The organism is Polynucleobacter sp. IMCC30063, assembly GCF_021395235.1.
Taxonomy (GTDB): Bacteria; Pseudomonadota; Gammaproteobacteria; order Burkholderiales; family Burkholderiaceae; genus Polynucleobacter.
This window is the reverse complement of record NZ_JAJVCQ010000001.1, coordinates 98,126-119,848: the sequence shown is the minus strand read 5'-3', so window position 1 is coordinate 119,848 and position 21,723 is coordinate 98,126. Positions and strand designations below refer to the sequence as shown.

Sequence of the window (21,723 nt, the reverse complement as noted above, 5' to 3'; positions counted from 1 at the left end):
AAACGCATGAAACTCATCACAGCAATTATCAAGCCATTCAAGCTTGACGAGGTGCGAGAAGCTCTATCAGAAGTTGGAATTTCTGGTATCACCGTCACCGAAGTAAAAGGTTTTGGGCGTCAAAAAGGCCATACCGAGTTATATCGGGGCGCTGAATACGTAGTTGATTTTTTGCCTAAGGTAAAAATAGAGGCTGCGGTAGAAGACGGCATATTAGAGCGAGCAATTGAAGCAATTGAAAAATCGGCTCGCACTGGAAAAATTGGCGATGGCAAAATTTTTGTCTCTTCAATTGAACACGTTATTCGCATTCGCACCGGTGAAACCGGCGCGGCCGCACTTTAAAGAGAGGTTCAAAATGTTAACTTGGATAAAACGAATTGTTGCTGGCGGCGTGATAGCGACGGCGATTGGCTTCACTGGCATGACAGTGACGTCTGTAGCTTACGCTGCTGATGATGCTAAACCTGCTGCTGCAGCCGCCGCTGCAGCACCTGCAGCAAGCCCGGCAGCCCCCGCCGCTACAGCGGCTCCAGCACCAACACCCAACAAGGGCGATACCGCGTGGATGATGGTCTCCACAGCATTAGTGCTATTGATGACGGTGCCTGGCTTAGCACTATTTTATGGCGGCTTAACGCGCAGTAAAAATGTGCTGTCCATCTTAATGCAGTGTATGGTGATTTTTTCAGTGATCACCGTGTTATGGGCAATTTATGGCTATAGCATCGCTTTTACTGAAGGTGGGGCCTTTTTTGGCGGCATGGATCGTTTGTTTTTGGCTGGCATGACACCCGACTCGAATGCAGCAACGTTTAGCAAGGGCATTGTCATTCCCGAATATGTCTTCATGGCATTTCAAGCAGTTTTTGCAACCATTACTTGCTGTTTAATCATTGGTTCATTTGCAGAGCGCGCCAAGTTTTCGGCAATTCTTCTGTTCATGATCCTGTGGTTTACTTTTAGCTATTTACCAATTGCCCACATGGTTTGGTTTTGGCCTGGTCCTGATGATATTAAAGATGCTGCTTCACTTGATGCGATTACTGCAAAAGCAGGTTGGCTCTGGCAAAAAGGGATTCTTGATTTTGCTGGCGGCACTGTTGTCCATATCAATGCAGCGATTGCAGGTTTAGTCGGCTCATATGTGATTGGTAAGCGTTTAGGTTACGGCAAAGAAGCCATGAAGCCTCATAACTTAGTGTATGTCATGACAGGCGCATCACTTTTATGGTTTGGTTGGTTTGGTTTTAATGCAGGATCAGCTTTAGAAGCAAACGGTAGCGCAGCCTTAGCATTCGTGAATACTTACCTTGCTACTGCAGCAGCAGTGATTGGTTGGTCGATAGCAGAGTGGGTTACTAAAGGTAAGCCATCGATGCTTGGTGCTGCTTCGGGTTGCGTTGCGGGTTTAGTAGCGATTACACCTGCCGCCGGCTTTGTTGGTCCAATGGGCGCATTAATTATTGGGGCATTGGCTGGTATCGTCTGCTTATGGGGTGTTACTGGGCTGAAGAAAATATTAGGCTCGGACGATAGCTTGGATGTTTTTGGTATTCATGGTGTTGGCGGTATATTGGGTGCCTTGCTAACCGGTGTATTTGCAGCGCCCTCATTAGGTGGCACAGGCATTTATGATTATGTCGCCAATGCAGTTGCCCCAGACTACTCAATCATGAGTCAGCTTTGGATTCAAAGCCAGGGCGTGATTACCACCCTAATTTGGTCTGGCATCGTTTCTTTCATTGCCTTCAAGCTCGTCGACATCATTATTGGTTTGCGGGTTACAGAAGAAGAAGAGCGCGAAGGTTTAGACATTAGCTCACATAGCGAAGAAGCCTACGAAATTTAATTTGCTTACCCCTCACTAGGCTGTATTTTTGCCTAGTTTCTAGCGCAGGATCTCAAGATCCTGCGTTTTTTTTGCCTAAATAGGCAAAAAATTGAACTTACTCATAAAAAACTTACAATGGCAAGATGGTTCCACATCTGATTACCGCTTTAAGCGGCCCCTTACTTGAGCTTGAGTCGAAAGTACTCGAAGCCACCCCGACTATTGAGCGTTGGTTTCGTCTTGAATGGCAGGAGCATACCCCGCCTTTTTACTGCTCAGTCGACCTGCGTAACTCAGGCTTTAAATTGACCCCAGTTGATACCAATTTATTTCCTGGAGGTTTTAATAATCTTTCACCAGAAATGTTGCCTCTGGCTGTGCAAGCAGCTATGGCAGCAATTGAAAAAATTTGTCCTGAAGCAAAAAATTTATTACTTATACCTGAGCGCCACACCCGCAATACCTTTTACTTGCAAAATATTGCCCGCTTATCTTCAATTTTGCGGCAAGCGGGTTTGAATGTTCGTTTAGGTAGTTTATCGGACGAGATTAAAAAGCCAACTTGGCTTGAATTGCCCGAAGGAAATCGTTTGCTACTTGAGCCATTAATGCGTTTAGGTTTAAAAAAGCAACGTCTAGGCCTGAAGGACTTTGATCCTTGCTCGATTTTATTAAATAATGATTTATCCGCGGGTATTCCACCAATTTTAGAAAAGATTAATGAACAATACCTTTTGCCTGGCTTGCACGCTGGTTGGCAAATTCGCCGTAAATCACAGCATTTTATGGCTTACGATGAAGTAGCAAAAAAGTTCGCAAAATTAATTAATATCGATCCTTGGATGATTACGCCTTATTTCGATTATTGTTCGGGAGTTGATTTTCATGAGCAACAAGGATTGGAGCAATTACAAATAAAAGTGGATGCCATATTAAAAAAAATTGCCAAAAAATATCGGGAATATGGCATTAAAGATAAGCCCTATGTCGTCGTTAAGGCAGATGCGGGTACATACGGTATGGGCGTCATGGTAGTGCGTAATGCCAGTGATTTAGGTAATTTAAATCGCCGCGAACGCAATAAAATGAGTGTCGTCAAAGATGGCCTAGAAGTGCATGATGTATTAATTCAAGAGGGTGTTTATACTTTTGAAAAAGTCAATGAAGCTGTAGCTGAACCGGTTGTTTATATGATTGATCGTTACGTGATCGGGGGTTTTTACCGTGTGCATACCGATCGTGGCCCTGATGAAAATTTAAATGCTCCAGGCATGCATTTTGTGCCCTTGGCATTCGAACAAAATGCAATGCCAGACCGCAATGCTAAGCCTGGTAGCGCTGCTCCTAACCGTTTCTACTTATATGGGGTCGTAGCGCGCCTAGCTTTATTAGCGGCTTCATTAGAGTTAGAGAGAACCGATCCTAACGCCGAGGCGCTGTAAGTAATGGATTTTTTATTCGTTGGCGATCCATTAGATGCATTAAAGTTGCCAAAGGATTCTACGGTTGCAATGATGCGCGCTACCCAAGCAGCTGGCCATCGACTTTGGTATACCGAAAGTCGCCAGTTATTCTGGCAAGCTGGTTTTACATTCGCCAACTGCTGTGCAATCACATTGCAGCCCACAAGTACTGCTTGGTATAAATTAGGTATTAGCGAAGTATGTAGCTTAGATCGTTTTACTGCGGTACTGATGCGTCAAGACCCGCCATTTGATATTGAATATTTGAATGCCACTTGGATTTTGTCAGCTGCAGTACGGCAGGGTGCGCGGGTATTTAATGAGCCGAGCGCATTACGTAATCATTCCGAAAAACTGGCTATTACTGAGTTTGCTTCATTTATTCCACCCACTTTAGTTACGCGTGAACTCGCCGCAATTTCTGCATTTCATGCCGAACACCACGATATTGTGCTTAAGCCTTTAGATGGGATGGGAGGTAGAGGTGTTTTTCGCGTTGGCCCAGATGGCTTAAATTTAGCGAGCATCGTCGAAACCTTAGGCGAAAATGGTCAACGCACTTTGATGGCGCAACAGTTCTTACCGCAGATTGTTGCTGGCGATAAACGGGTTTTATTGATAGCAGGACAGGTCGTGCCCTATGCCTTAGCCCGCATTCCGCAGGGCCCTGAAATAAGGGGAAACCTCGCGGCTGGAGGTAAGGGCGTAGCGATGCTATTGACCGATCAAGAAAAAGCGGTGGCTGACTATTTGGCGCCAATACTTTGGGATAGGGGTCTTTTTTTAGTAGGCTTAGACCTGATTGGGGGGTATCTGACGGAAATTAATGTGACTAGCCCTACCTGTTTTGTCGAAATTACGGAACAAACTGGCCTTGACCTTGCTCAGTTTTGGTTACAAGCATTAGAGAAAGAATTAACTTAAGCGAACTTTGGAGTGTTATGCCCGGAATTGTCATTGTTGCCCATACACCATTAGCCTCAGCCATGCTGGGTTTTGCAGAGCAAACTTTTGGAAACTTACCCGAAAAAATTCAGGCAGTTGACATTCCGCCCTACGAAGACGCAAAAGTCAGCTTCGACAGGGTGCTCGCAGCAGCTAAGGCAGTTGATATGGGGAAGGGCATCTTGGTATTAACCGACGTTATGGGCGCAACCCCGGCCAATGTCGCTTCCCGTTTAATCGGTCAAATTCAGTTACCTGGTAAACCACTTTCTCCACTAATTGTTTTAACCGGATTAAATTTACCGATGCTAATGCGTGCAGTCTCTTATCAACAAGACGACTTAGATGAATTGGCTAAAAAAACCTTGCAGGGTGGCCAAAATGGAATTTTACGCATTGGCGTAAATACCAATTTTCTCAACACTGCCTCTGAGGATAGGTAATGCCAAGCGTTGAAATTAAAATTATTAATAAATTAGGATTGCATGCGCGCGCGTCGGCCAAGTTATCGCAATTAGCTGGTGAATTTCCTTGTGAAGTATATTTGGCAAGAGATGGACGGCAGGTCAATGCAAAAAGTATTATGGGTGTGATGATGTTGGCTGCTGGAATTGGTAGCACGGTAACTTTGGAAACTGTTGGTGAACAGGCCGACGAAGCATTACAGGCGCTCCAAGCTTTAATTAATAATCGTTTTGGGGAGGGCGAATAGGTGACCTTCGCCTTACATGGCATTCCAGCCTCGAAAGGAATTGCAATAGGGCAGGCGGTGCTTATTTCACGCGCTGCCTTAGAGGTTAGCCATCATTTAATTGATCCTGGTAGCGCAGAGGCTGAAGCGAAAAAACTGCTTTTAGCGTTCGATCAGGTTCGTTATGAGTTACAAGAATTGCGCGCTGGCTTATCTAAGGATGCGCCCCAAGAAATGGCTGCTTTTATCGATGTTCATGCCATGATCTTGTCAGATCCCGCCTTAGTTGAAAAGCCATTGCAACTGATTCGCACCCAAGGATTAAATGCCGCTTGGGCCCTAACTAGTGAATTAAATGATTTACTCAAACAGTTTTCTGAAATAGAAGATCAATATTTAAAAGAACGGGCCAATGATATTCGTCAGGTAGTAGAACGGGTTTTAAAGGCCTTAAGTCATCAGCAGCAAGAAACCCACGATGTCTTGGCTCCAGAAAATGTGTTTAGTGCTGCCATTATTGTGGCGCATGATATCGCACCACATGACATGTTGCGTTTTAAAAATACCCGTTTTTTAGGGTTTGTGACCGACTTAGGAGGTAAAACTTCGCATACCTCAATTGTGGCGCGTAGCCTTGAAATACCAGCAGTCTTGGGCGTTCGGCACGCAAGTGAAATGATTCGGCATGGCGATTGGCTCATCATTGATGGTGAACGCGGGTTTGTGGTGGTGGCGCCAGATGAAGGTTTATTAATCGAGTATCGTGCTCTACAAGCAAAGGCGATCGAAAATAGCCAAGCATTACAAACTTTAAAGTTTTCACGAACGGTTACCGAAGATGGCGTGCCAATTAAATTATTTGCCAATACAGAACTGCCAGAAGATGCAATTCGAGCAATTGAATTGGGCGCCATTGGCATTGGCTTATTTCGGTCTGAATTTCTATTTATGGATCGTAATCAAACTCTACCCGATGAAGAGCAGCAGTATCAAGAGTACCGACGAGTAGTTGATTTAATGCATGGTTTACCAGTCAATATTCGCACCATCGATATTGGGGCAGATAAGCCACTTGGCGATAGCAATGACTTATTGCAAACGGGGACGTCACCACTTGGGTTAAGAGCAATTCGCTGGTCATTGGCTGAGCCAGAAATTTTCCTAGCGCAATTACGCGCGATTTTACGAGCCTCTGCGCATGGCCAGGTACAAATTATGATTCCCATGCTAGCTCATGCCAAAGAAATTCATGAAACATTTCGTTTGATAGAAAAGGCTAAACAACAACTTGTTGCTCGCGGTCAACTCTTTGATCTGCAAATTCAAGTAGGCGCCATGATTGAAATTCCTGCTGCAGCCTTAGCTTTACCCCTCTTTATTCGCTACTTTGATTTTATTTCCATTGGCACGAACGATTTAATTCAATATACCCTTGCGATTGATCGGGCAGACCATGCGGTTGCTCACCTTTATGATCACTTACATCCAGCCGTACTCTATTTACTAACTCATATCATTAAGCAGGCACAACTAGCCAAAATTCCAGTTTCAGTTTGCGGGGAGATGGCCGGTGACCCCGAATTAACCAAGCTCTTACTGGCCATGGGCCTAACTGATTTTTCAATGCATTTTAGTCAACTATTGTTGGTTAAGCGGGAAATTTTGCATGCCAATGTTGGCAAGTTGAAAGCGCATCTTGCTCCCGTTTTAGAGGCTTTAGAGATGGATGAACAAGCCCTGGCCATGGCACAGTTGATGGCAGCTTAGCAAGTCTTTGAGCTAAATTAAATTCGGTAAAACGCACACGGGGCAAGCACCATTTTTACTTACTTGCACTTCGTCAATGCGAGTATTCAAGGCATTCCATAGCAGTAGACGGCCAACTAAAGGCTGACCAAAGCCGATTAATAGTTGGAGCGCTTGAGCGGCCTGCAAGCAACCAATAATGCCAACCAATGGTGAAAAAACACCCATGGTGGCACAGTTAGTTTCGCTTGGATTGCTATCGGGAGGAAAGATACAGGCATAGCAAGGTGACTGGGGATTTTGGAAATCAAAGACGCTAACTTGCGCATCAAAGCCTAAAGCAGAGCCAGAAACTAAGGGTACGTGATGCGCAAAACACGCTTGATTAATTTGTTGGCGCGTAGCGAATTGATCCGTGCAATCGAGCACTACATCAACCTCTGGCAGTATTCGCGCCAGCCAAGATGGAGTTGCTTTTTCAGCATAGGTTTCAATAATTGTGTCGCTATTCAGACGACTTAAAAACGCTTTGCCAGAAGCAACCTTCAGCTTACCAATTTGATCTTGGTTATGCATTACTTGGCGCTGCAGGTTGCTAAGCTCTACCGTATCGGGGTCAATTAAGGAAATGCGGCCAATGCCAGCAGCGACTAAGTAAGGAGCAGCAGCAGAGCCCAGGCCGCCCGCCCCAATTACCAGTACATGCGCTGCCAAGAGTTTTTCTTGGCCCTCAATATCAATTTCTTCTAGTAGAAGGTGGCGCGAATAACGCAGTAACTGCTCGTCGTTCATACTAATAAAGTGGGGGGCTTATTCGAGCTTGGAAGACGAACGAATTACCGATTTGCCATTTAGAAAGGCTAAAGCCTGTTGCAACATAAAATCGTCACTACTACCTAATTCGGTGGGTTTTTTCAATTTATCTTTGTCGCGTTCAGCAGGTGTTTTAGTGGCATTTTTTTCTTCAATGCGTTGCATTTCTTCAAGGCGACGTTTTTCACGATCTTTAATTAAGGCATCCTCTGATGATTGTTTATTGCGCAAATGTTTTTCACTATCTACTTCGCGGGTAATTAAAACATCGTCTGGATCACCATCTTTATTTTGATCAACCGGAATATCGGGCTTAATACCAAAGCCCTGAATTGAGCGACCATTCGGGGTGTAGTAATAAGCCGTGGTAATTTTTAAGGCAGAATCATTGCTTAAGGGACGTACCGTTTGTACCGAACCTTTACCAAAACTAGTCTTGCCAATAATAGTAGCGCGTTTGTAATCTTGTAAAGCACCCGCAACAATTTCTGAAGCGGAAGCTGAGTAAGCATTCACCAATACAACCATGGGTAATTTTTTAAACATCGCAGGCACTGTAGCTAGGGGGTCGGAGGCTTCATTGAGCTTATACGTATCTGGAGTCGCATTAAAAATTTGCTTTGAATCTGCTGCCTGACCTTTGGTTGAAACAATCACTGCACCTGCAGGCAAGAATGCAGCAGCAACCCCTACAGCCCCTTGCAATAGGCCACCACCGTTATTTCGTAAGTCGAGAATTAAGCCTTTTAATTTAGGGTCTTGAATACTCAGTTCAGTTAAGCGTTTAGCTAAATCAGGCACAGTACGCTCTTGAAAGCTGGTGACTCGAACCCAGGCAATATCGTTATCTAAAATTTTAGTTTTAACCGACTGCACTTTAATTTCTGCCCGCGTGATGGTAACTGGAAAAGTACGGTCTTCACTTTTACGAAACACTGTCAAGGTAATTTTGGTGCCAGGTGCGCCACGCATGGTGCGCACCGCTTTATCTAAAGTCATACCGCGCACGGGTTTGTCATCAAGGCGAGTGATTAAATCACCTGCCTGCAGACCAGCACGGGCAGCAGGACTATCTTCAATGGGGTTAAGTACCTTTACCAAACCATCCTCTGAGGTGATTTCAATACCTAGGCCGGCAAATTTGCCGGTAGTTTGCTCTTGCATTTCAGAAAAATCTTTTTTATCCAAATAAGATGAATGCGGATCAAGACTACTAACCATCCCTTTTACGGCATCTGTTAATAGTTGTTTATCTTCAATGGGCTCGACATATTCACGTTTAATTTGTGCAAATACATTTGACAGGGTGCGCAACTCGTCGAGTGGTAAGGCAGTATTTTGTTGAGCAGTTGCCGAGAGCTGAATCGTGGCGGCAATACCTGCGATAAGTCCAATTAGAATAAGGGCAAGATTTTTAAATAAACGGCGCATAGTTTGGTTTAGGAAATCAGTCTAGTAAGAGGCGTGCGGTTGAAATAGAGCATCTATTTTGCTCTACTCTATATAAAAATGTTGTAGTGCTTGCAAGTCATCATTTAGCTCATACACAATCGGCTTGCCATTGGGGATATTGAGCTCCATGATGGCTTCAGCAGATATGTGATCGAGGTGCTTCATTAAGGCGCGGATGCTATTGCCATGAGCAACTAGTAACACCCGTTTGCCCAACTTCAGGGCCGGCGCAATCGATTCATGCCACAAAGGCAAAACCCGTGCAATGGTATCTTGCAGGCACTCGCCCTGTGGAATTTCCTTGGGATCGAGCTTGCGATAACGCACATCGAGATGGGAGCTACGTTCATCTTCGAGCGCTAATAAAGGCGGTCGAGTAGCAAAAGAGCGCCGCCAAATATGCACTTGTTCAGCCCCATATTGGGTTGCGGTTTCAGCTTTATTAAGCCCAGTTAGTGCGCCGTAATGGCGCTCGTTTAGCCGCCAGCTATGCACGGTTGGCAGCCACATCAAATCCATGGCATCTTGTACTTGCCATAAAGTCCGAATGGCGCGGCGTAAAACTGAGGTGTAGGCAATATCAAACTCATAACCTGCCTGCTTTAGCGCATTTCCAGCAGCAAGTGCTTGGTCGATGCCATTAGGGGTTAGGTCAACATCCACCCAGCCAGTAAAACGGTTTTCCAGGTTCCAAGCAGACTCCCCGTGGCGAATAAGGACAAGTTGTTTCATAGAGCCATTCTATAATCAAGCGATGAACTTTTTAATGCAAACCGACAATTTAGCACTTATCGGCGTGATGGCGGCCGCAGGCTTGGCGCTATTGATGCCTACTATCTCGACTTTAATCAGTGGGGTTGGGCTTTCTGTAGCTGAAGCAACCACCTGGATTAATCGGCGTAAGGCGGTAGTACTCGATTTAAGGGCCCCAGCTGATTTTCAGGCGGGGCACCTGCCCAATTCCAAAAGCCTACCCTTTAGCAAGCTTTCAAGCGATCTCGAGCGGCTGAAATTAGATCGTAAATTACCGCTCATCTTGGTATGTCAAAACGGTAATGAATCACGTAGGGCTGCTCAGCAATTGAGAAAAATGGGCTTTGCTGAAGTTGGTTTGCTCGATGGTGGATTAAAAGCCTGGCAAACGGCTAATTTACCTTTAGTCAAGTAAGGAATTAAGGTAAAAGCCATGTCGCCAGTAATCATGTATAGCACTCAAGTTTGCCCATATTGCGTCATGGCGGAAAAGCTATTACAAAAAAAAGGGGTTCATCAATTACAAAAAATTTTGATTGATGTTGACGCTCTGCAACGCGATGAAATGATGTCACGAACCGGTCGACGCACAGTGCCACAAATTTTTATTGGCGAACGACATGTCGGTGGCTATGATGATTTAGTAGCCCTCGATCGAGCTGGCGAACTTGATGACTTATTGAAATAATTAAACAAACGGAATACATAATATGAGCGAACAAAACTCGACTGAACCCTCTTTTCAAATTCAGCGCATTTATTTGAAAGATCTATCGCTTGAACAGCCAAACACCCCCGCAATTTTGTTGGTACAGGCTGAACCACAAATGCAAGTTGAGGTCGATATAGGAATTGCGCGCTTAAGTGATGAGTTATTTGAAGTCATGTTATCGGGCACGATTACGGCTCGCGTAGAAGGCAAGACACTATTTTTAATAGAAGCAAAACAGGCGGGCATTTTTGAATTTAAAAATATTCCCCCTGAGCAAGTTGAGCCGATGTTAGCCATCGCCTGCCCAACCATTTTGTACCCCTATTTACGTTCCAATATTGCCGATATTGTGAGTCGTGCAGGGTTCCAAGCAATTCATTTGGCGGAGATTAATTTTCATGCTATGTACGAGCAACGTTTAGCCCAAACAACTGAAGCGGAAAAAGGCGCTGCTGCGAGTAATGTCGATGCCGAAAAGAGCAAAATTATTCTCCCCAACTAATTCCTTTTGAAGTTAAGCTTATGAAGCTAACTGTCATTGGAGCTGGTGCTTGGGGTACCGCCATCGCTGTGCAAGCGGCCCGATACTTGTCTGCCGGGGCAGTCTGCTTATGGACCAGAAATGCTACCCAGGCTCAGGCTCTTCGTCAGCATCAAGAAAATCGCTCTCACTTGCCTGGGGTCGCATTATCTAAAGCCATTACCATCAGTGATGATTTTGAATCGGCGATACAGCGACTGGGACCAGAGGATTTAATTGTCATTGCTACGCCTATCAGTGGCCTAGCTGAATCAGTGCAGCGCATAGCAGCAATAGCCTCTAGTCCTTTGCAGTTCGTATGGTTATGCAAGGGGCTTGAACCCACAACAGCGTTACTACCGCATCAATTGGTGGCCCGAGAGTTGCAAGTGCATGGACGCGGTATTCCACATACTTATGGATCGTTGACGGGTCCGAGCTTCGCGGGCGAAATGGCCCTAGGTTTGCCTTGCGCTCTTACCATTGCCAGCACATCAAAAAGCTTATGTACTCAGGTGCAAAAGGTATTTCATCACGACCATGTGCGAATTTATGCTAGCGAAGATTTAATTGGTGTTGAGCTTGGTGGCGCAGTAAAAAATGTGATTGCGATTGCAGCGGGTATTGGTGATGGGCTTGGCTTAGGCCTAAATGCCCGTGCAGCATTATTAACGCGTGGTTTAGCCGAAATGATGCGTTTAGTAAAAGCGGCAGGAGGTCAGCCAGAAACTTGCATGGGCCTAACAGGCGTAGGTGATTTAATTTTGACCGCAACAGGTGATTTATCCCGTAATCGGCGAGTCGGTTTGTTGTTAGCTGAAGGAAAATCTTTGCCAGCTATTTTGGCTGAGCTTGGGCACGTAGCAGAAGGTGTTTTATGTGCATCAGCGATTGTAAGCTTGGCTGAGCGCCTTAATGTTGAAATGCCCATTACCAGTAATGTGAGTGACGTATTGTTGGGCAAGCAAACCTTGGCGGTCGCATTGCAAGGGCTGATGGGACGTGATGCCAAACCCGAGCATTGAGTTTTAAATACTGTTTTTAAAGTGTATTTGGCGCCACGCTTCATAAACCACTATGGCTACGGCGTTTGATAGATTGAGGCTGCGACTGTTTGCTTGCATGGGCAAGCAAACCTGATTGTCGACTGGCACGCTAGCTCGAACCTCCGCGCTCACGCCTTTAGTTTCAGAGCCAAAAACAAAATAGTCGTGTGGCAGAAGTTGTGCTTCATAAAACTTACACTGACTTTTGGTGGTCATTAAAAAAAGGCGCTGCAATGGGGGATTGTTCGCGACTAAGAAGGCTGGCCAGTTCGGATAAACGGCTAAGCTAGCGTACTCATGATAATCGAGCCCAGCCCGTCGTAGCTTAGCATCCTCAAGAGGAAAGCCGAGCGGCTCAATGAGGTGTAGATGCGCACCGGTATTAGCGCAAAGACGAATGATATTTCCCGTATTGGGCGGAATTTCAGGCTCAAAGAGCACCACATTAAACATCAGTCAATTGCCTCGGCGTGCGTAATAAAACCCAGTTGCGCACATGATATACGCCATGGTCCTTCAAGACTTTAGCAATTGCATTCAACGTTGATCCCGTAGTCATGACGTCATCGAACACAATAACGGTTTGCCGCGCTAGAAGGTCAGCATAACGGGGTTCAAAATAAAACAAACCATTTAAAGCCTGTTGACGTACCTGCCGGCCAGCAGAGATTTGATTCGATAGGGAATGGCGTCGACGCAAGGCATGCGGCAGCACTTTGAGATGTTTAGGTAAAGTCAAATGTTTGGCAATTTCCCAGCATTGGTTAAAGCCGCGCTCAGCCAATTTTTGACGGCTTAGGGGAACAGGCAAAAGGTAGCAAGGGGGTAATTTATCTAAGTGTAGGGTCATCAAACTATTCCATAGGTGAGCGAGCCCAGTAGCATAGGCAAGCCGTCGCTGGTATTTCAACTGATGCACAGCAGTTTTTAATTGCCCTTCGTATGACGCCAGACAAAAACTCAAGTCAAAAAACGGTGGTGTGACAATGCACTCACGACAACGTTGCCCTTCAGGCGTAGTCGATTTGTCTACTGCTTCGAGTAACTCAATGCCACAACAAAGACAAGCTAATTGCCCCTGCCGTCGCTGCTCTTGCAACTGTTGCATACAGGAGATACAGATTGTTGCTGCCTGCGAGCGATTACACAAAATGCAACAGCTTGGAAGTAAAGCGCTAATTAATCGCTGAAAATGACTCATGGGGCGCTGAGTATACTGAGTACATGACCCATAGCTTAAGATGGCTTTATACCGAAATTGCTTTACGCATGTTCCAGAAAATGGAAATCGTAAAGATTAAGCCCTGCGCTATTTTGATTGCGCCCGATTATCCAGGTGACCATTCCCGTTGGCTGGCGAAACGCTTTCCTGAGGCACGCATTTTTTTTTATAGCCGACCCAATTTATTAGCAATCGAGCGCATTCAATTGCGTTTGACTCGTTGGTTTTTGTCATGGCGAAGTGGTGGCAGTAAGAAGTTGAGCTTAAACCAAGAGGCGAATACGGTCACTTTTGCAGCCGCCCCCAATTCGTGTGAATTAGTTTGGAGTAATTTATGGCTGCATGAACGAAATAATCCTAAAACCATGCTGACTGAATTTTGGCGCCTATTGCGCGAAGGTGGCTTACTTAGTTTGAGTTATTTGGGCCCCGATACTGGTAAGGAATTACGTGCGCTTGACGGTGAGATGAAAACCCAATTAGGCTTTAAATCTCTCCCTAGTGCTTGGGATATGCATGATTTAGGCGATGCTTTAATTGAGCAACGGTTTGCTGATCCAGTGATGGATATGGAGTACCTCGATTTGCAATACGAGTCAGCGCAGTTAATGTTGCACGATGCCTATGCTTTAGGGTTGTTGGCCCACCCCATCAATCTACAAAACTGGCAGGGGAATGAGGCACTTTTACCTAAAAAAATAACTTTAGAAATTATTTATGGACACGCCTGGGTAGTGAATAAGCACCTATCAAAATCCCAGAATCACCAAACGTTTATTAGTCCCGACCAAATTCAAACAAAGAGGGCTAAGGATTAATTTAAATGTGAGCGCTTACTATCAATATAAGATATGTCATCATGTAAGTTAAATCCTACTTGGGCACATTCACGCCGCCTTATTTAAACCTATAATCTAGGGCTTGATAGCAAGATTCAATTGCATTTTTTGCATTAATAAGTGCTATTAGGGGTGTAAATTGTGCAGCACAACAAATAGAGAATGAAATGAATTTATTTGCAAAAGCCTTAAAGGTTTGGTTTTACTTAGGAGCGTTAGTAGCTATCGCTGTAACACCGGTAGTTCAGGCAGCTAATGGTGATATGCCCGGCGGTCCAAAAGTCAATCAACTCGACTTCCCTGCGCCAGCAACCAAAATCATGGCGGAAATTCATTGGCTCAATTGGTTCATGATCGTCATTTGCGCAATTATTTTTGTTGGTGTATTTGGCGTGATGTTCTATTCCATTTTGAAGCACCGTAAATCTAAGGGTGCTAAAGCTGCCTCGTTTCATGAAAGCACTACAGTTGAAATTATTTGGACAGTCATCCCTTTAATTATCGTCATTGCCATGGCCTTGCCTGCTACTAAAACGGTAGTAGCGATGAAAGACACGACCAATTCCGATATCACCATTAAAACCACAGGTTATCAATGGAAGTGGGGCTACGATTACATTAAGGGCGAAGGTGAGGGCATTAGCTTTGTGTCAACTCTCTCGACACCTCGAGCTCAAGTAAATAACCTAGAACCAAAGTCACTGACCTATTTAATGGAAGTGGACAATGAAATGGTGGTGCCGGTCAATAAAAAAATTCGTATTATTACCACTGCAAATGATGTGATTCATGCATGGGCCGTACCCGCATTTGGTGTTAAACAAGATGCCATTCCAGGCTTCGTGCGAGATACCTGGTTTAAAGCGGAAAAAATCGGTACCTTTCGGGGGCAATGCTCTGAGTTATGCGGCGCCCAACATGCCTTTATGCCAATTGTTGTTAAAGTCGTTTCGGCTGAGGACTACAGTAAATGGGTTGATGCTAAGAAAAAAGAAATGGCCGGTAATGCAGACGATCCAACCAAAACCTACACTATGGAAGAGCAAAAAGAACGGGGCGCGAAAGTCTATGCTGCGAACTGTGCTGCCTGTCACCAGGCTAATGGCGCTGGTGCGGGGGCCTTTCCTGCATTGGTCGGTAGCAAAGTAGTGCTGGGCCCTAAAGAGGGCCAATATCAAATTTTGCTGAATGGAAAAAATGCTATGCCCAAGTGGAGCGGGGTGCTATCCGATGGTGAGTTGGCGGCGGTAATGACCTATACGCGCAACACCTGGGGTAATAAATCCGGTGACGTGATACAAACCCAAGATTTTATTACGGCACGTACGGCGAGCAAATAATACCTTCGACCTATTCATTATTAATTTAATCGATCTTAAGAGAGTCATCTATGAGCACTATATCTACTACCCACGATAGCGTCCACGATCATGATCATGCCCACGATCAGCCGCACGGCTGGCGCCGCTGGTTATTTGCAACCAATCATAAAGACATCGGTACGATGTATTTAATTTTTTCATTTGTCAGCTTATTGGCTGGTGGTGTCATGGCCTTAGGCATTCGCTTAGAATTATTCCAGCCGGGTTTACAGTATTTTCGTCCTGAATTTTTTAATCAATTAACAACTATGCACGGTTTGGTCATGGTATTTGGGGCGATTATGCCGGCGTTTGTGGGCTTCGCTAACTGGATGATCCCCTTGCAAATTGGCGCTGCCGATATGGCATTTGCGCGGATGAATAATTTAAGTTTTTGGATTTTGCCAGTTGCAGCATTGTTGCTCTTTGGTTCTTTTTTAGTACCAGGGGGCGCCCCTGCTGGTGGCTGGACTCTCTATGCGCCCTTAAGCTTGCAAATGGGTCCAGGTATGGATATGGCGATTTTTGCCATTCATTTATTGGGCGCATCTTCCATCATGGGTTCAATTAACATTATCGTCACGGTCCTTAATATGCGTGCGCCAGGCATGACGATGATGAAGATGCCGATGTTTTGCTGGACTTGGCTTATTACTGCTTATTTATTAATTGCTGTCATGCCAGTATTGGCGGGGGTAATTACGATGGTCTTAACCGACCGCCATTTTGGTACCACTTTTTTCTCTGCAGTAGGCGGTGGTGATCCAGTGATGTTCCAACATATTTTTTGGTTCTTTGGACATCCTGAGGTTTACATCATGATTTTGCCTGCCTTTGGCATCATTTCAGAAATTGTGCCCGCTTTCTCGCGTAAAACTTTATTTGGTTATAGCTCGATGGTTTATGCCACCTCATCGATTGCGATATTGTCTTTTATCGTTTGGGCGCACCATATGTTTACCACTGGCATGCCAGTTACGGGGCAACTCTTTTTTATGTATGCCACGATGTTAATTGCAGTACCGACGGGCGTGAAAATTTTTAATTGGGTCGCTACGATGTGGCGCGGGTCAATGACATTTGAAACCCCCATGCTTTGGGCAATTGGCTTTATTTTCGTCTTTACGATGGGCGGTTTCACCGGCCTGATTTTGGCAATGGCACCAATCGATATTGGTTTGCAAGACACCTATTACGTGGTGGCCCATTTCCATTACGTCTTAGTAGCTGGATCATTATTTGCCATGTTTGCCGGTTTTTACTTCTGGTGCCCAAAATGGACTGGTCGCATGGCCAATGAGTTTCGCGGCAAAATTCACTTCTGGGGCTCCTTAATTTTTTTCAATCTCACTTTTTTCCCCATGCATTTTTTAGGCTTAGCAGGTATGCCACGGCGTTATGCAGATTACCCCACCCAGTTTGCCGATTTCAATATGATTGCTTCAATCAGTGCGTTAGGCTTTGGGGTGATGCAGGTGTACTTCCTGCTTTTTGTAGTTTTGCCAGCATACCGAGGTCAGGGTGTAAAAGCATCCGATTGCCCTTGGGATGGCGCTAAAGGCTTGGAATGGACGATTCCATCACCTGCACCTTTCCATACTTTTGAAACGCCACCACAGGTTGATTTTGATGCCCCGATGCATCCAAGTAATACGCCTGCCCATGCCCATTAACGATTAAGCCAGATAGAGCAAACTGCGTGAATAAGCCTAATCAAGCTAACCATAACAAGCGCTTGGCCTATATTCTTGCGAGCATTGCCCTAGTCTTTTTCTTGGGAATTGTGTTGAAAAGAGTTGTCTTGGCTTAATTACAGCTCTCGCCCAAATGCCAACCCATCTTCCTAACCTCAATCGTCAAATATTAGTAAAGCTAATATTGGTAGTGGTGTTGATGTTTGGTTTTGGGTATGCCTTGGTGCCAATGTATCAAGCCCTCTGTGAGGTGACGGGTATTAATGTACTAACCAATAAAAACGATTATGGAACGCGCGCTTTTCGGCCCAATAAATCAAGCAACACACAAATCGATTACTCACGCACAATAACCGTAGAATTTGATTCCAATAGTCGCGGCCCTTTTACTTTTAAGCCAATCAAAAATTACCTTGAAGTGCATCCCGGTGAAATGATTCAAATTATGTATGAGGTGGTAAATAATTTTGATCGCCCCATCATGGCGCAAGCGATTCCAAGCTATTCACCCAAAATTGCGACTGAGTACTTTACCAAATTAGAATGTTTTTGTTTTCAACAGCAAACCCTGGGACCGCATCAGGCAAAAGAATTACCAGTAGTATTTGTAGTTGATCGGGGTTTGCCAAGAGATGTTAAAACCATCACCTTGTCCTATACGTTTTTTGAAATTAATGCGGGTCAAAAGGCAGTAGCTCCGCCACCAACCAAGGCGTTAATTTAAGATGAAAAAAAATAGCAGCTTCTGGCAATCGATGCGCGCTGTTTTTTGGGCCTTTCTGGGAGTCCGAAAAAAATCGGGGTTGCAGGAAGATGTAGCGTCTTTAAGTTTTGTCCATATCGTGATTGCAGGGGTTTTGGGGGCCATGATTTTCATGGGTACCCTCCTCTTGATTGTGAGAGCCGTTGTTAGCCATTCTTAATTTTTTTTGATTACCCAGAGAGCAGACCATGTCGTCTAATTCCGTGCCATATTATTTCGTACCCAATCCTTCGCGCTATCCCGTTCTTCTAAGCATTGGTTTGCTTGGTTTTGGCGGCGGTATGGCAGCCTGGGTTAATCAGTCTGCTTGGGCTAGCATGGTGGTCTTAGGCAGCGTTTTATGGGTTTTATTTGTCTTGTATAACTGGTTTGGTGACACCATTGCCGAGTCGAATGCAGGAAAAAATGGCATTAATGTTGACATCTCTTATCGCTGGTCAATGGCCTGGTTTATTTTTTCAGAAATTATGTTTTTTGCGGCTTTCTTTTCGGCCTTATTTTATGCCCGCAATATTAGTCTTCCTTGGTTAGGCGATGTTGAAAGTAAATTACTTTGGCCTGATTTTTCTGCAGTGTGGCCCAATGACGGTCCAGCGGGTTTAATTCCCCAGTTTCAAACGATGGGCCCATGGCCCATTCCAACGATCAATACGGCTTTATTGCTTAGCTCTGGCGTTACGGTAACTTGGGCTCACCATGCGATGCAAGAAGGTAATCGGAAGCAAGCTATTTATTCTCTCTTTGCAACGGTATTACTAGGATTTATTTTCATTGGTTTTCAAGCTTATGAATATATTCACGCTTACCAGGAGCTAGGGCTTAAATTAACTTCCGGCATTTATGGCTCCACGTTTTTTATGCTCACTGGATTTCATGGTTTCCATGTGATGTTAGGCGCGCTGATGCTGGCGGTAGTATTACGCCGCACGATACGAGGAGATTTCACCCCTGAAAATCATTTTGCTTTTGAAGGTGCCTCATGGTACTGGCACTTTGTTGATGTGGTATGGCTCGGGCTATATATCGTCGTGTATTGGATGTAAACCGTTTTAATTACTGCCCAATTTTAATTCCCGTGGCTTGGATATAGCCCAGGGAGTGGGCTAGCCAAATGCCGGCAAAGAGGGCAATGGATAAACCAATGCGCAGCGCTAGCGAGCGAACCATTCTTGCGCTACCTCCCTTGTCTTTCATCATGAAGTATAGGGCTGAGCCTAGGCTCGAGATGATCAGAATAAGAGCAAGTAAGATAATCCATTTCATAATAGAATCCTACCATTGAATATATTTGAGCGTTTAGTAAAGCGGCGCATCGTTGCCACGGTGGCAATGCTTTTTGTAGTCACCTTAGCATGCGCTTTAGGGGCTTGGCAAATGCAACGCGCAGCTCAAAAAACCCAGCTAGCGCTCAATTTGCAATTGCAAGAACAATTACCCGTGCTAGATGCCAGTGCCAAGCACTGGACTCTTGCTGAAGCAAACCACCGCCGGATGCGTGCCTTAGGACGCTTTCTGCCAGACCAAGCAATTTGGCTAGATAATCGTCCACGCCCAAACGGGGGCCAAGCGGCAAACGGACAGTCAGGCTTTTATTTGCTAATGCCAATGCGTTTAGAGGGCGTACAGCAAAATATAGTTTGGATTAATCGGGGTTGGGTGCCACGGAATGCAGTAGAACGCACACAATTACCGCCGGTGCAAACCCCTAGCAATCTGGTGGAAATCGAGGGCACCGTATTTCCTTATGCCGATCGAGTGCTCGATTTAGCTGCCCAGTCTGAAGCTGCAGCCGCCTTACCCAAAGATCAAGTCCGCATTCAGCAAAATCTCGATCTTACCGCCATACAAGCAGAGCAGCAATGGAATCAGCTACCCTTTATTTTGCGGCAAGCAGAGCAAGCACAAAACGATGGTTTAGTGCGCAACTGGGCACCGCAAGCAGCAGGAGTTGAACGCCATTATGCTTATGCTTTTCAGTGGTTTGCCTTAGGCTTATGCGCGTTTCTATTTTGGTTGATTCATGGCTTAATGCAGCAGCGGCAGATCAGTCAAATGAACAAAGGCTCTAGTGAACGATAAGGAATTGTTGATACCGGCAACGCAAGCCGAGTTGCCGGGACCTAATCCGCAGACCCGACGTGGCCGGATTCAAATGATTTTGCTTTTATTGTTTTGTGCGGCACCAGTTATTGCCTCTTATTTAGCCTACTACGTTTTTAAACTAGAGGGTGGAAAAACGAATTTTGGTACCTTTGTTATCCCTCCTCAAGCAGTTAGCTCAGACTGGCTGGGGATTCCCTTAACTGGCAAGTGGACTTTATTAGTAGTTCGTCCAGCAGCAGAGTGTCGAGTCGGTAATGATGCTTGCGTGAAAACCTTATATCTGATGCGCCAAGTTCGCATCGCCTTGAGCAAAGAAAGTTCTCGCCTACGCTTGATATGGGTAGTGAGTGATGACAAACCAGTTGATCCAGAAATTCGACGCGCCTATGATCAAGCTTCGGCAGGCATGCAAATTTTCAACGCACCCACTTCACCAGCCCTTAAAGCGCAATGGGATCAATGGTTAAATCGTGAAAATGCCGGTCAGCAAATTCAACTCATTGACCCCCGAGGCGATAAGATGATGTGGTTTCCTGCGGAAGCATCGCCAGCTGATTTTGCCGCGATTCGAAAGGATTTAGATAAATTATTGCGGCTTAACCATAGCGGCGAAAGTTTACGATGAGTGACACCGTCATCCTTTGCTTAGAGTTAGGATTGATTGCCTTATTTTTTGCCGGCCTACCTGCTGCAATTTTGTTGTACCAGCGTAAATGGGGTCATTTTCAGCGCTTAAATTGGGCCTTGGTTTTTTTAACTTTTGATTTAATTATCTTTGGTGCCTTTACACGCTTAAGTGATTCTGGTTTAGGATGTCCAGATTGGCCTGGGTGTTATGGCACGTCGAACCCTTTGACAGCCTTAGCTGAAATTCGTTTAGCAGAAGCTGCTCATCCTGATGGCCCAGTAACAGTAATAAAAGCCTGGATCGAAATGATTCATCGCTATCTTGCCATGAGCCTAGGGGCACTTATTTTCTTGCAATTATTTTTGGCTTTTCGGCAGCGTCACAATTTAAGTAGCCATGCTATTTACGCTAGTCTTGGCTTGTTATTATTAATCAGCTTGCAAGGAGCATTCGGTGCCTGGACCGTAACCTTTAAATTACAGCCGATTATTGTTACCAGCCATTTAATCTTAGCGCTAATTTTTTTTGGTTCTTTGGTCTGGTATGCACAACAACCTTGGCCTCATTGGCAATGGCAGCAGTCGCGGCGGCACTCCATCATGTCCATGAAACTCATTGTGTTGGGCTTAGTAATACTCTTAACCCAAATTTTTTTAGGGGCTTGGGTTAGTACTAATTATGCGGTCTTAGCCTGCCCCGATTTTCCTCTTTGTAAGGGCGCTTGGCTACCACCCATGGACTGGCAAGGCGGCTTTACTTTTTGGCGCGAGGCAGGTCAGGGTAGTAATGGTACTTATATAACAGCCGAAACCTTAGTTGCGATTCATTGGGCACACCGATGCTTCGCGGTTTTGGCCCTGATTATCTTAAGCTGGGTGGCATGGCAGGGCTGGCATTTAGGGCGTTTACACCAATCGCCCTTGGCTCGGTGGGCGAGCGCTTTATTTATTATTCTCTTAACCCAAATCGGTACAGGCATCTCCAATGTTATTTTTCAATGGCCCTTAGTAGCAGCACTAATGCATACCGCAGGGGCTGCCGGCTTGGTATTGTGTTTAGTGCGGATGAGCTATTGGGCTAGCTGGTCTCCGCGCAACTTGCGTTTAGTAGCAACAGGGTGAGGGCTACTTGAAACCAG

Annotated in this window: 27 protein-coding genes; 21 read left to right on the top strand and 6 right to left on the bottom strand. The window is 45.2% G+C overall.

Annotated elements, in window-relative coordinates; genetic code table 11:
* The first annotated feature begins 6 nt into the window (after window positions 1-6).
* The 7 genes from LZG75_RS00615 (at window position 7) to ptsP (ending at window position 6,700) form a co-directional block, all read left to right on the top strand.
* The gene (locus LZG75_RS00615) at window positions 7-345 is read left to right on the top strand and encodes a P-II family nitrogen regulator (RefSeq protein WP_233924467.1); all 339 of its coding nucleotides are present in this window, start codon (window positions 7-9) and stop codon (window positions 343-345) included.
* A 13-nt stretch (window positions 346-358) separates the two neighbouring features.
* A complete protein-coding gene (locus LZG75_RS00610; protein ID WP_233924468.1) occupies window positions 359-1,852 on the top strand; it encodes an ammonium transporter in 1,494 nt (497 codons plus the stop codon).
* Between the two features lie 125 nt (window positions 1,853-1,977).
* Window positions 1,978-3,276 carry a glutamate--cysteine ligase gene (gshA, locus tag LZG75_RS00605; protein WP_233934761.1) on the top strand — a complete coding sequence of 433 codons (1,299 nt, stop codon included), beginning with the start codon at window positions 1,978-1,980 and terminating at the stop codon, window positions 3,274-3,276.
* Between the two features lie 3 nt (window positions 3,277-3,279).
* Window positions 3,280-4,221, top strand: a complete 942-nt coding sequence (gene gshB / locus LZG75_RS00600; protein ID WP_233934760.1) for a glutathione synthase — start codon at window positions 3,280-3,282, stop codon at window positions 4,219-4,221.
* A gap of 17 nt (window positions 4,222-4,238) precedes the next feature.
* Entirely contained in the window at window positions 4,239-4,685 is a 447-nt protein-coding gene (locus tag LZG75_RS00595) for a PTS sugar transporter subunit IIA (RefSeq protein WP_233924471.1), read from the top strand.
* A complete protein-coding gene (locus tag LZG75_RS00590) occupies window positions 4,685-4,954 on the top strand; it encodes an HPr family phosphocarrier protein (protein ID WP_233924472.1) in 270 nt (89 codons plus the stop codon). Before LZG75_RS00595 ends, LZG75_RS00590 begins: the two co-directional genes overlap by 1 nt.
* Window positions 4,955-6,700, top strand: coding sequence for a phosphoenolpyruvate--protein phosphotransferase (ptsP, locus tag LZG75_RS00585; RefSeq protein WP_233924473.1), 1,746 nt, complete (start codon window positions 4,955-4,957; stop codon window positions 6,698-6,700). It abuts the gene before it with no gap.
* Window positions 6,701-6,712: 12 nt separating this feature from the next.
* On the opposite strand, the gene LZG75_RS00580 is transcribed toward ptsP, so the two are convergent.
* The 3 genes from LZG75_RS00580 to gpmA all read right to left on the bottom strand — a co-directional run bounded on the left by LZG75_RS00580 (window position 6,713) and on the right by gpmA (window position 9,676).
* Window positions 6,713-7,471 (bottom strand): molybdopterin-synthase adenylyltransferase MoeB, encoded by a 759-nt coding sequence (locus LZG75_RS00580; protein WP_233934759.1) that lies wholly within the window; start codon window positions 7,469-7,471, stop codon window positions 6,713-6,715.
* 18 nt (window positions 7,472-7,489) lie between these two features.
* Window positions 7,490-8,923: a S41 family peptidase gene (locus LZG75_RS00575; RefSeq protein ID WP_233924475.1), complete on the bottom strand. Its 1,434-nt coding sequence runs from the start codon at window positions 8,921-8,923 to the stop codon at window positions 7,490-7,492.
* A gap of 63 nt (window positions 8,924-8,986) precedes the next feature.
* The gene (gene gpmA / locus LZG75_RS00570; protein ID WP_233934758.1) at window positions 8,987-9,676 is read right to left on the bottom strand and encodes a 2,3-diphosphoglycerate-dependent phosphoglycerate mutase; all 690 of its coding nucleotides are present in this window, start codon (window positions 9,674-9,676) and stop codon (window positions 8,987-8,989) included.
* A 22-nt stretch (window positions 9,677-9,698) separates the two neighbouring features.
* On the opposite strand from gpmA, the gene LZG75_RS00565 reads away from it, so the two are divergent.
* From LZG75_RS00565 to LZG75_RS00550, 4 genes are read left to right on the top strand one after another with little or no spacing between them, the layout of a single operon-like run.
* On the top strand, window positions 9,699-10,112 hold the full coding sequence (locus tag LZG75_RS00565; RefSeq protein ID WP_233924478.1) for a rhodanese-like domain-containing protein: 414 nt from the start codon (window positions 9,699-9,701) through the stop codon (window positions 10,110-10,112).
* Between the two features lie 18 nt (window positions 10,113-10,130).
* Window positions 10,131-10,385: a glutaredoxin 3 gene (gene grxC / locus LZG75_RS00560; protein ID WP_233924480.1), complete on the top strand. Its 255-nt coding sequence runs from the start codon at window positions 10,131-10,133 to the stop codon at window positions 10,383-10,385.
* 22 nt (window positions 10,386-10,407) lie between these two features.
* The gene (gene secB / locus LZG75_RS00555) at window positions 10,408-10,911 is read left to right on the top strand and encodes a protein-export chaperone SecB (RefSeq protein WP_233924481.1); all 504 of its coding nucleotides are present in this window, start codon (window positions 10,408-10,410) and stop codon (window positions 10,909-10,911) included.
* Window positions 10,912-10,931: 20 nt separating this feature from the next.
* Window positions 10,932-11,954 (top strand): NAD(P)H-dependent glycerol-3-phosphate dehydrogenase, encoded by a 1,023-nt coding sequence (locus LZG75_RS00550; protein WP_233934757.1) that lies wholly within the window; start codon window positions 10,932-10,934, stop codon window positions 11,952-11,954.
* Window positions 11,955-11,957: 3 nt separating this feature from the next.
* Here LZG75_RS00550 and LZG75_RS00545 read toward each other — a convergent pair whose 3' ends face one another.
* Window positions 11,958-12,428: a tRNA (cytidine(34)-2'-O)-methyltransferase gene (locus LZG75_RS00545; RefSeq protein WP_233924485.1), complete on the bottom strand. Its 471-nt coding sequence runs from the start codon at window positions 12,426-12,428 to the stop codon at window positions 11,958-11,960.
* Window positions 12,421-13,176, bottom strand: coding sequence for a ComF family protein (locus tag LZG75_RS00540; protein ID WP_233934756.1), 756 nt, complete (start codon window positions 13,174-13,176; stop codon window positions 12,421-12,423). The genes LZG75_RS00545 and LZG75_RS00540 overlap by 8 nt, the downstream gene beginning before the upstream one ends.
* A 23-nt stretch (window positions 13,177-13,199) precedes the next feature.
* Here LZG75_RS00540 and LZG75_RS00535 point away from each other — a divergent pair, with 23 nt between their 5' ends.
* The 7 genes from LZG75_RS00535 to LZG75_RS00505 all read left to right on the top strand — a co-directional run bounded on the left by LZG75_RS00535 (window position 13,200) and on the right by LZG75_RS00505 (window position 18,897).
* The gene (locus LZG75_RS00535; protein ID WP_233934755.1) at window positions 13,200-14,015 is read left to right on the top strand and encodes a class I SAM-dependent methyltransferase; all 816 of its coding nucleotides are present in this window, start codon (window positions 13,200-13,202) and stop codon (window positions 14,013-14,015) included.
* A 284-nt stretch (window positions 14,016-14,299) separates the two neighbouring features.
* Window positions 14,300-15,376: a cytochrome c oxidase subunit II gene (gene coxB / locus LZG75_RS00530; RefSeq protein ID WP_233924664.1), complete on the top strand. Its 1,077-nt coding sequence runs from the start codon at window positions 14,300-14,302 to the stop codon at window positions 15,374-15,376.
* A 50-nt stretch (window positions 15,377-15,426) separates the two neighbouring features.
* The gene (gene ctaD / locus LZG75_RS00525; protein ID WP_233934754.1) at window positions 15,427-17,070 is read left to right on the top strand and encodes a cytochrome c oxidase subunit I; all 1,644 of its coding nucleotides are present in this window, start codon (window positions 15,427-15,429) and stop codon (window positions 17,068-17,070) included.
* A gap of 26 nt (window positions 17,071-17,096) precedes the next feature.
* Window positions 17,097-17,207, top strand: a complete 111-nt coding sequence (locus LZG75_RS00520; RefSeq protein WP_233924491.1) for a cytochrome oxidase small assembly protein — start codon at window positions 17,097-17,099, stop codon at window positions 17,205-17,207.
* 17 nt (window positions 17,208-17,224) lie between these two features.
* Window positions 17,225-17,815, top strand: a complete 591-nt coding sequence (locus tag LZG75_RS00515) for a cytochrome c oxidase assembly protein (protein ID WP_233924492.1) — start codon at window positions 17,225-17,227, stop codon at window positions 17,813-17,815.
* Between the two features lies 1 nt (window position 17,816).
* Window positions 17,817-18,014: a DUF2970 domain-containing protein gene (locus LZG75_RS00510; RefSeq protein ID WP_233924493.1), complete on the top strand. Its 198-nt coding sequence runs from the start codon at window positions 17,817-17,819 to the stop codon at window positions 18,012-18,014.
* 28 nt (window positions 18,015-18,042) lie between these two features.
* Entirely contained in the window at window positions 18,043-18,897 is an 855-nt protein-coding gene (locus LZG75_RS00505) for a cytochrome c oxidase subunit 3 (RefSeq protein ID WP_233934753.1), read from the top strand.
* A gap of 10 nt (window positions 18,898-18,907) precedes the next feature.
* On the opposite strand, the gene LZG75_RS00500 is transcribed toward LZG75_RS00505, so the two are convergent.
* Window positions 18,908-19,117 carry a twin transmembrane helix small protein gene (locus LZG75_RS00500; protein ID WP_233934752.1) on the bottom strand — a complete coding sequence of 70 codons (210 nt, stop codon included), beginning with the start codon at window positions 19,115-19,117 and terminating at the stop codon, window positions 18,908-18,910.
* A 15-nt stretch (window positions 19,118-19,132) separates the two neighbouring features.
* On the opposite strand from LZG75_RS00500, the gene LZG75_RS00495 reads away from it, so the two are divergent.
* The 3 genes from LZG75_RS00495 to LZG75_RS00485 are packed head-to-tail and all read left to right on the top strand — an operon-like array spanning window position 19,133 to window position 21,706.
* Window positions 19,133-19,933, top strand: a complete 801-nt coding sequence (locus LZG75_RS00495; RefSeq protein ID WP_233934751.1) for an SURF1 family protein — start codon at window positions 19,133-19,135, stop codon at window positions 19,931-19,933.
* Window positions 19,923-20,582, top strand: coding sequence for a hypothetical protein (locus tag LZG75_RS00490; RefSeq protein WP_233934750.1), 660 nt, complete (start codon window positions 19,923-19,925; stop codon window positions 20,580-20,582). Before LZG75_RS00495 ends, LZG75_RS00490 begins: the two co-directional genes overlap by 11 nt.
* Window positions 20,579-21,706 (top strand): heme A synthase, encoded by a 1,128-nt coding sequence (locus LZG75_RS00485; RefSeq protein ID WP_233934749.1) that lies wholly within the window; start codon window positions 20,579-20,581, stop codon window positions 21,704-21,706. The genes LZG75_RS00490 and LZG75_RS00485 overlap by 4 nt, the downstream gene beginning before the upstream one ends.
* The last annotated feature ends 17 nt before the right edge of the window (window positions 21,707-21,723 follow it).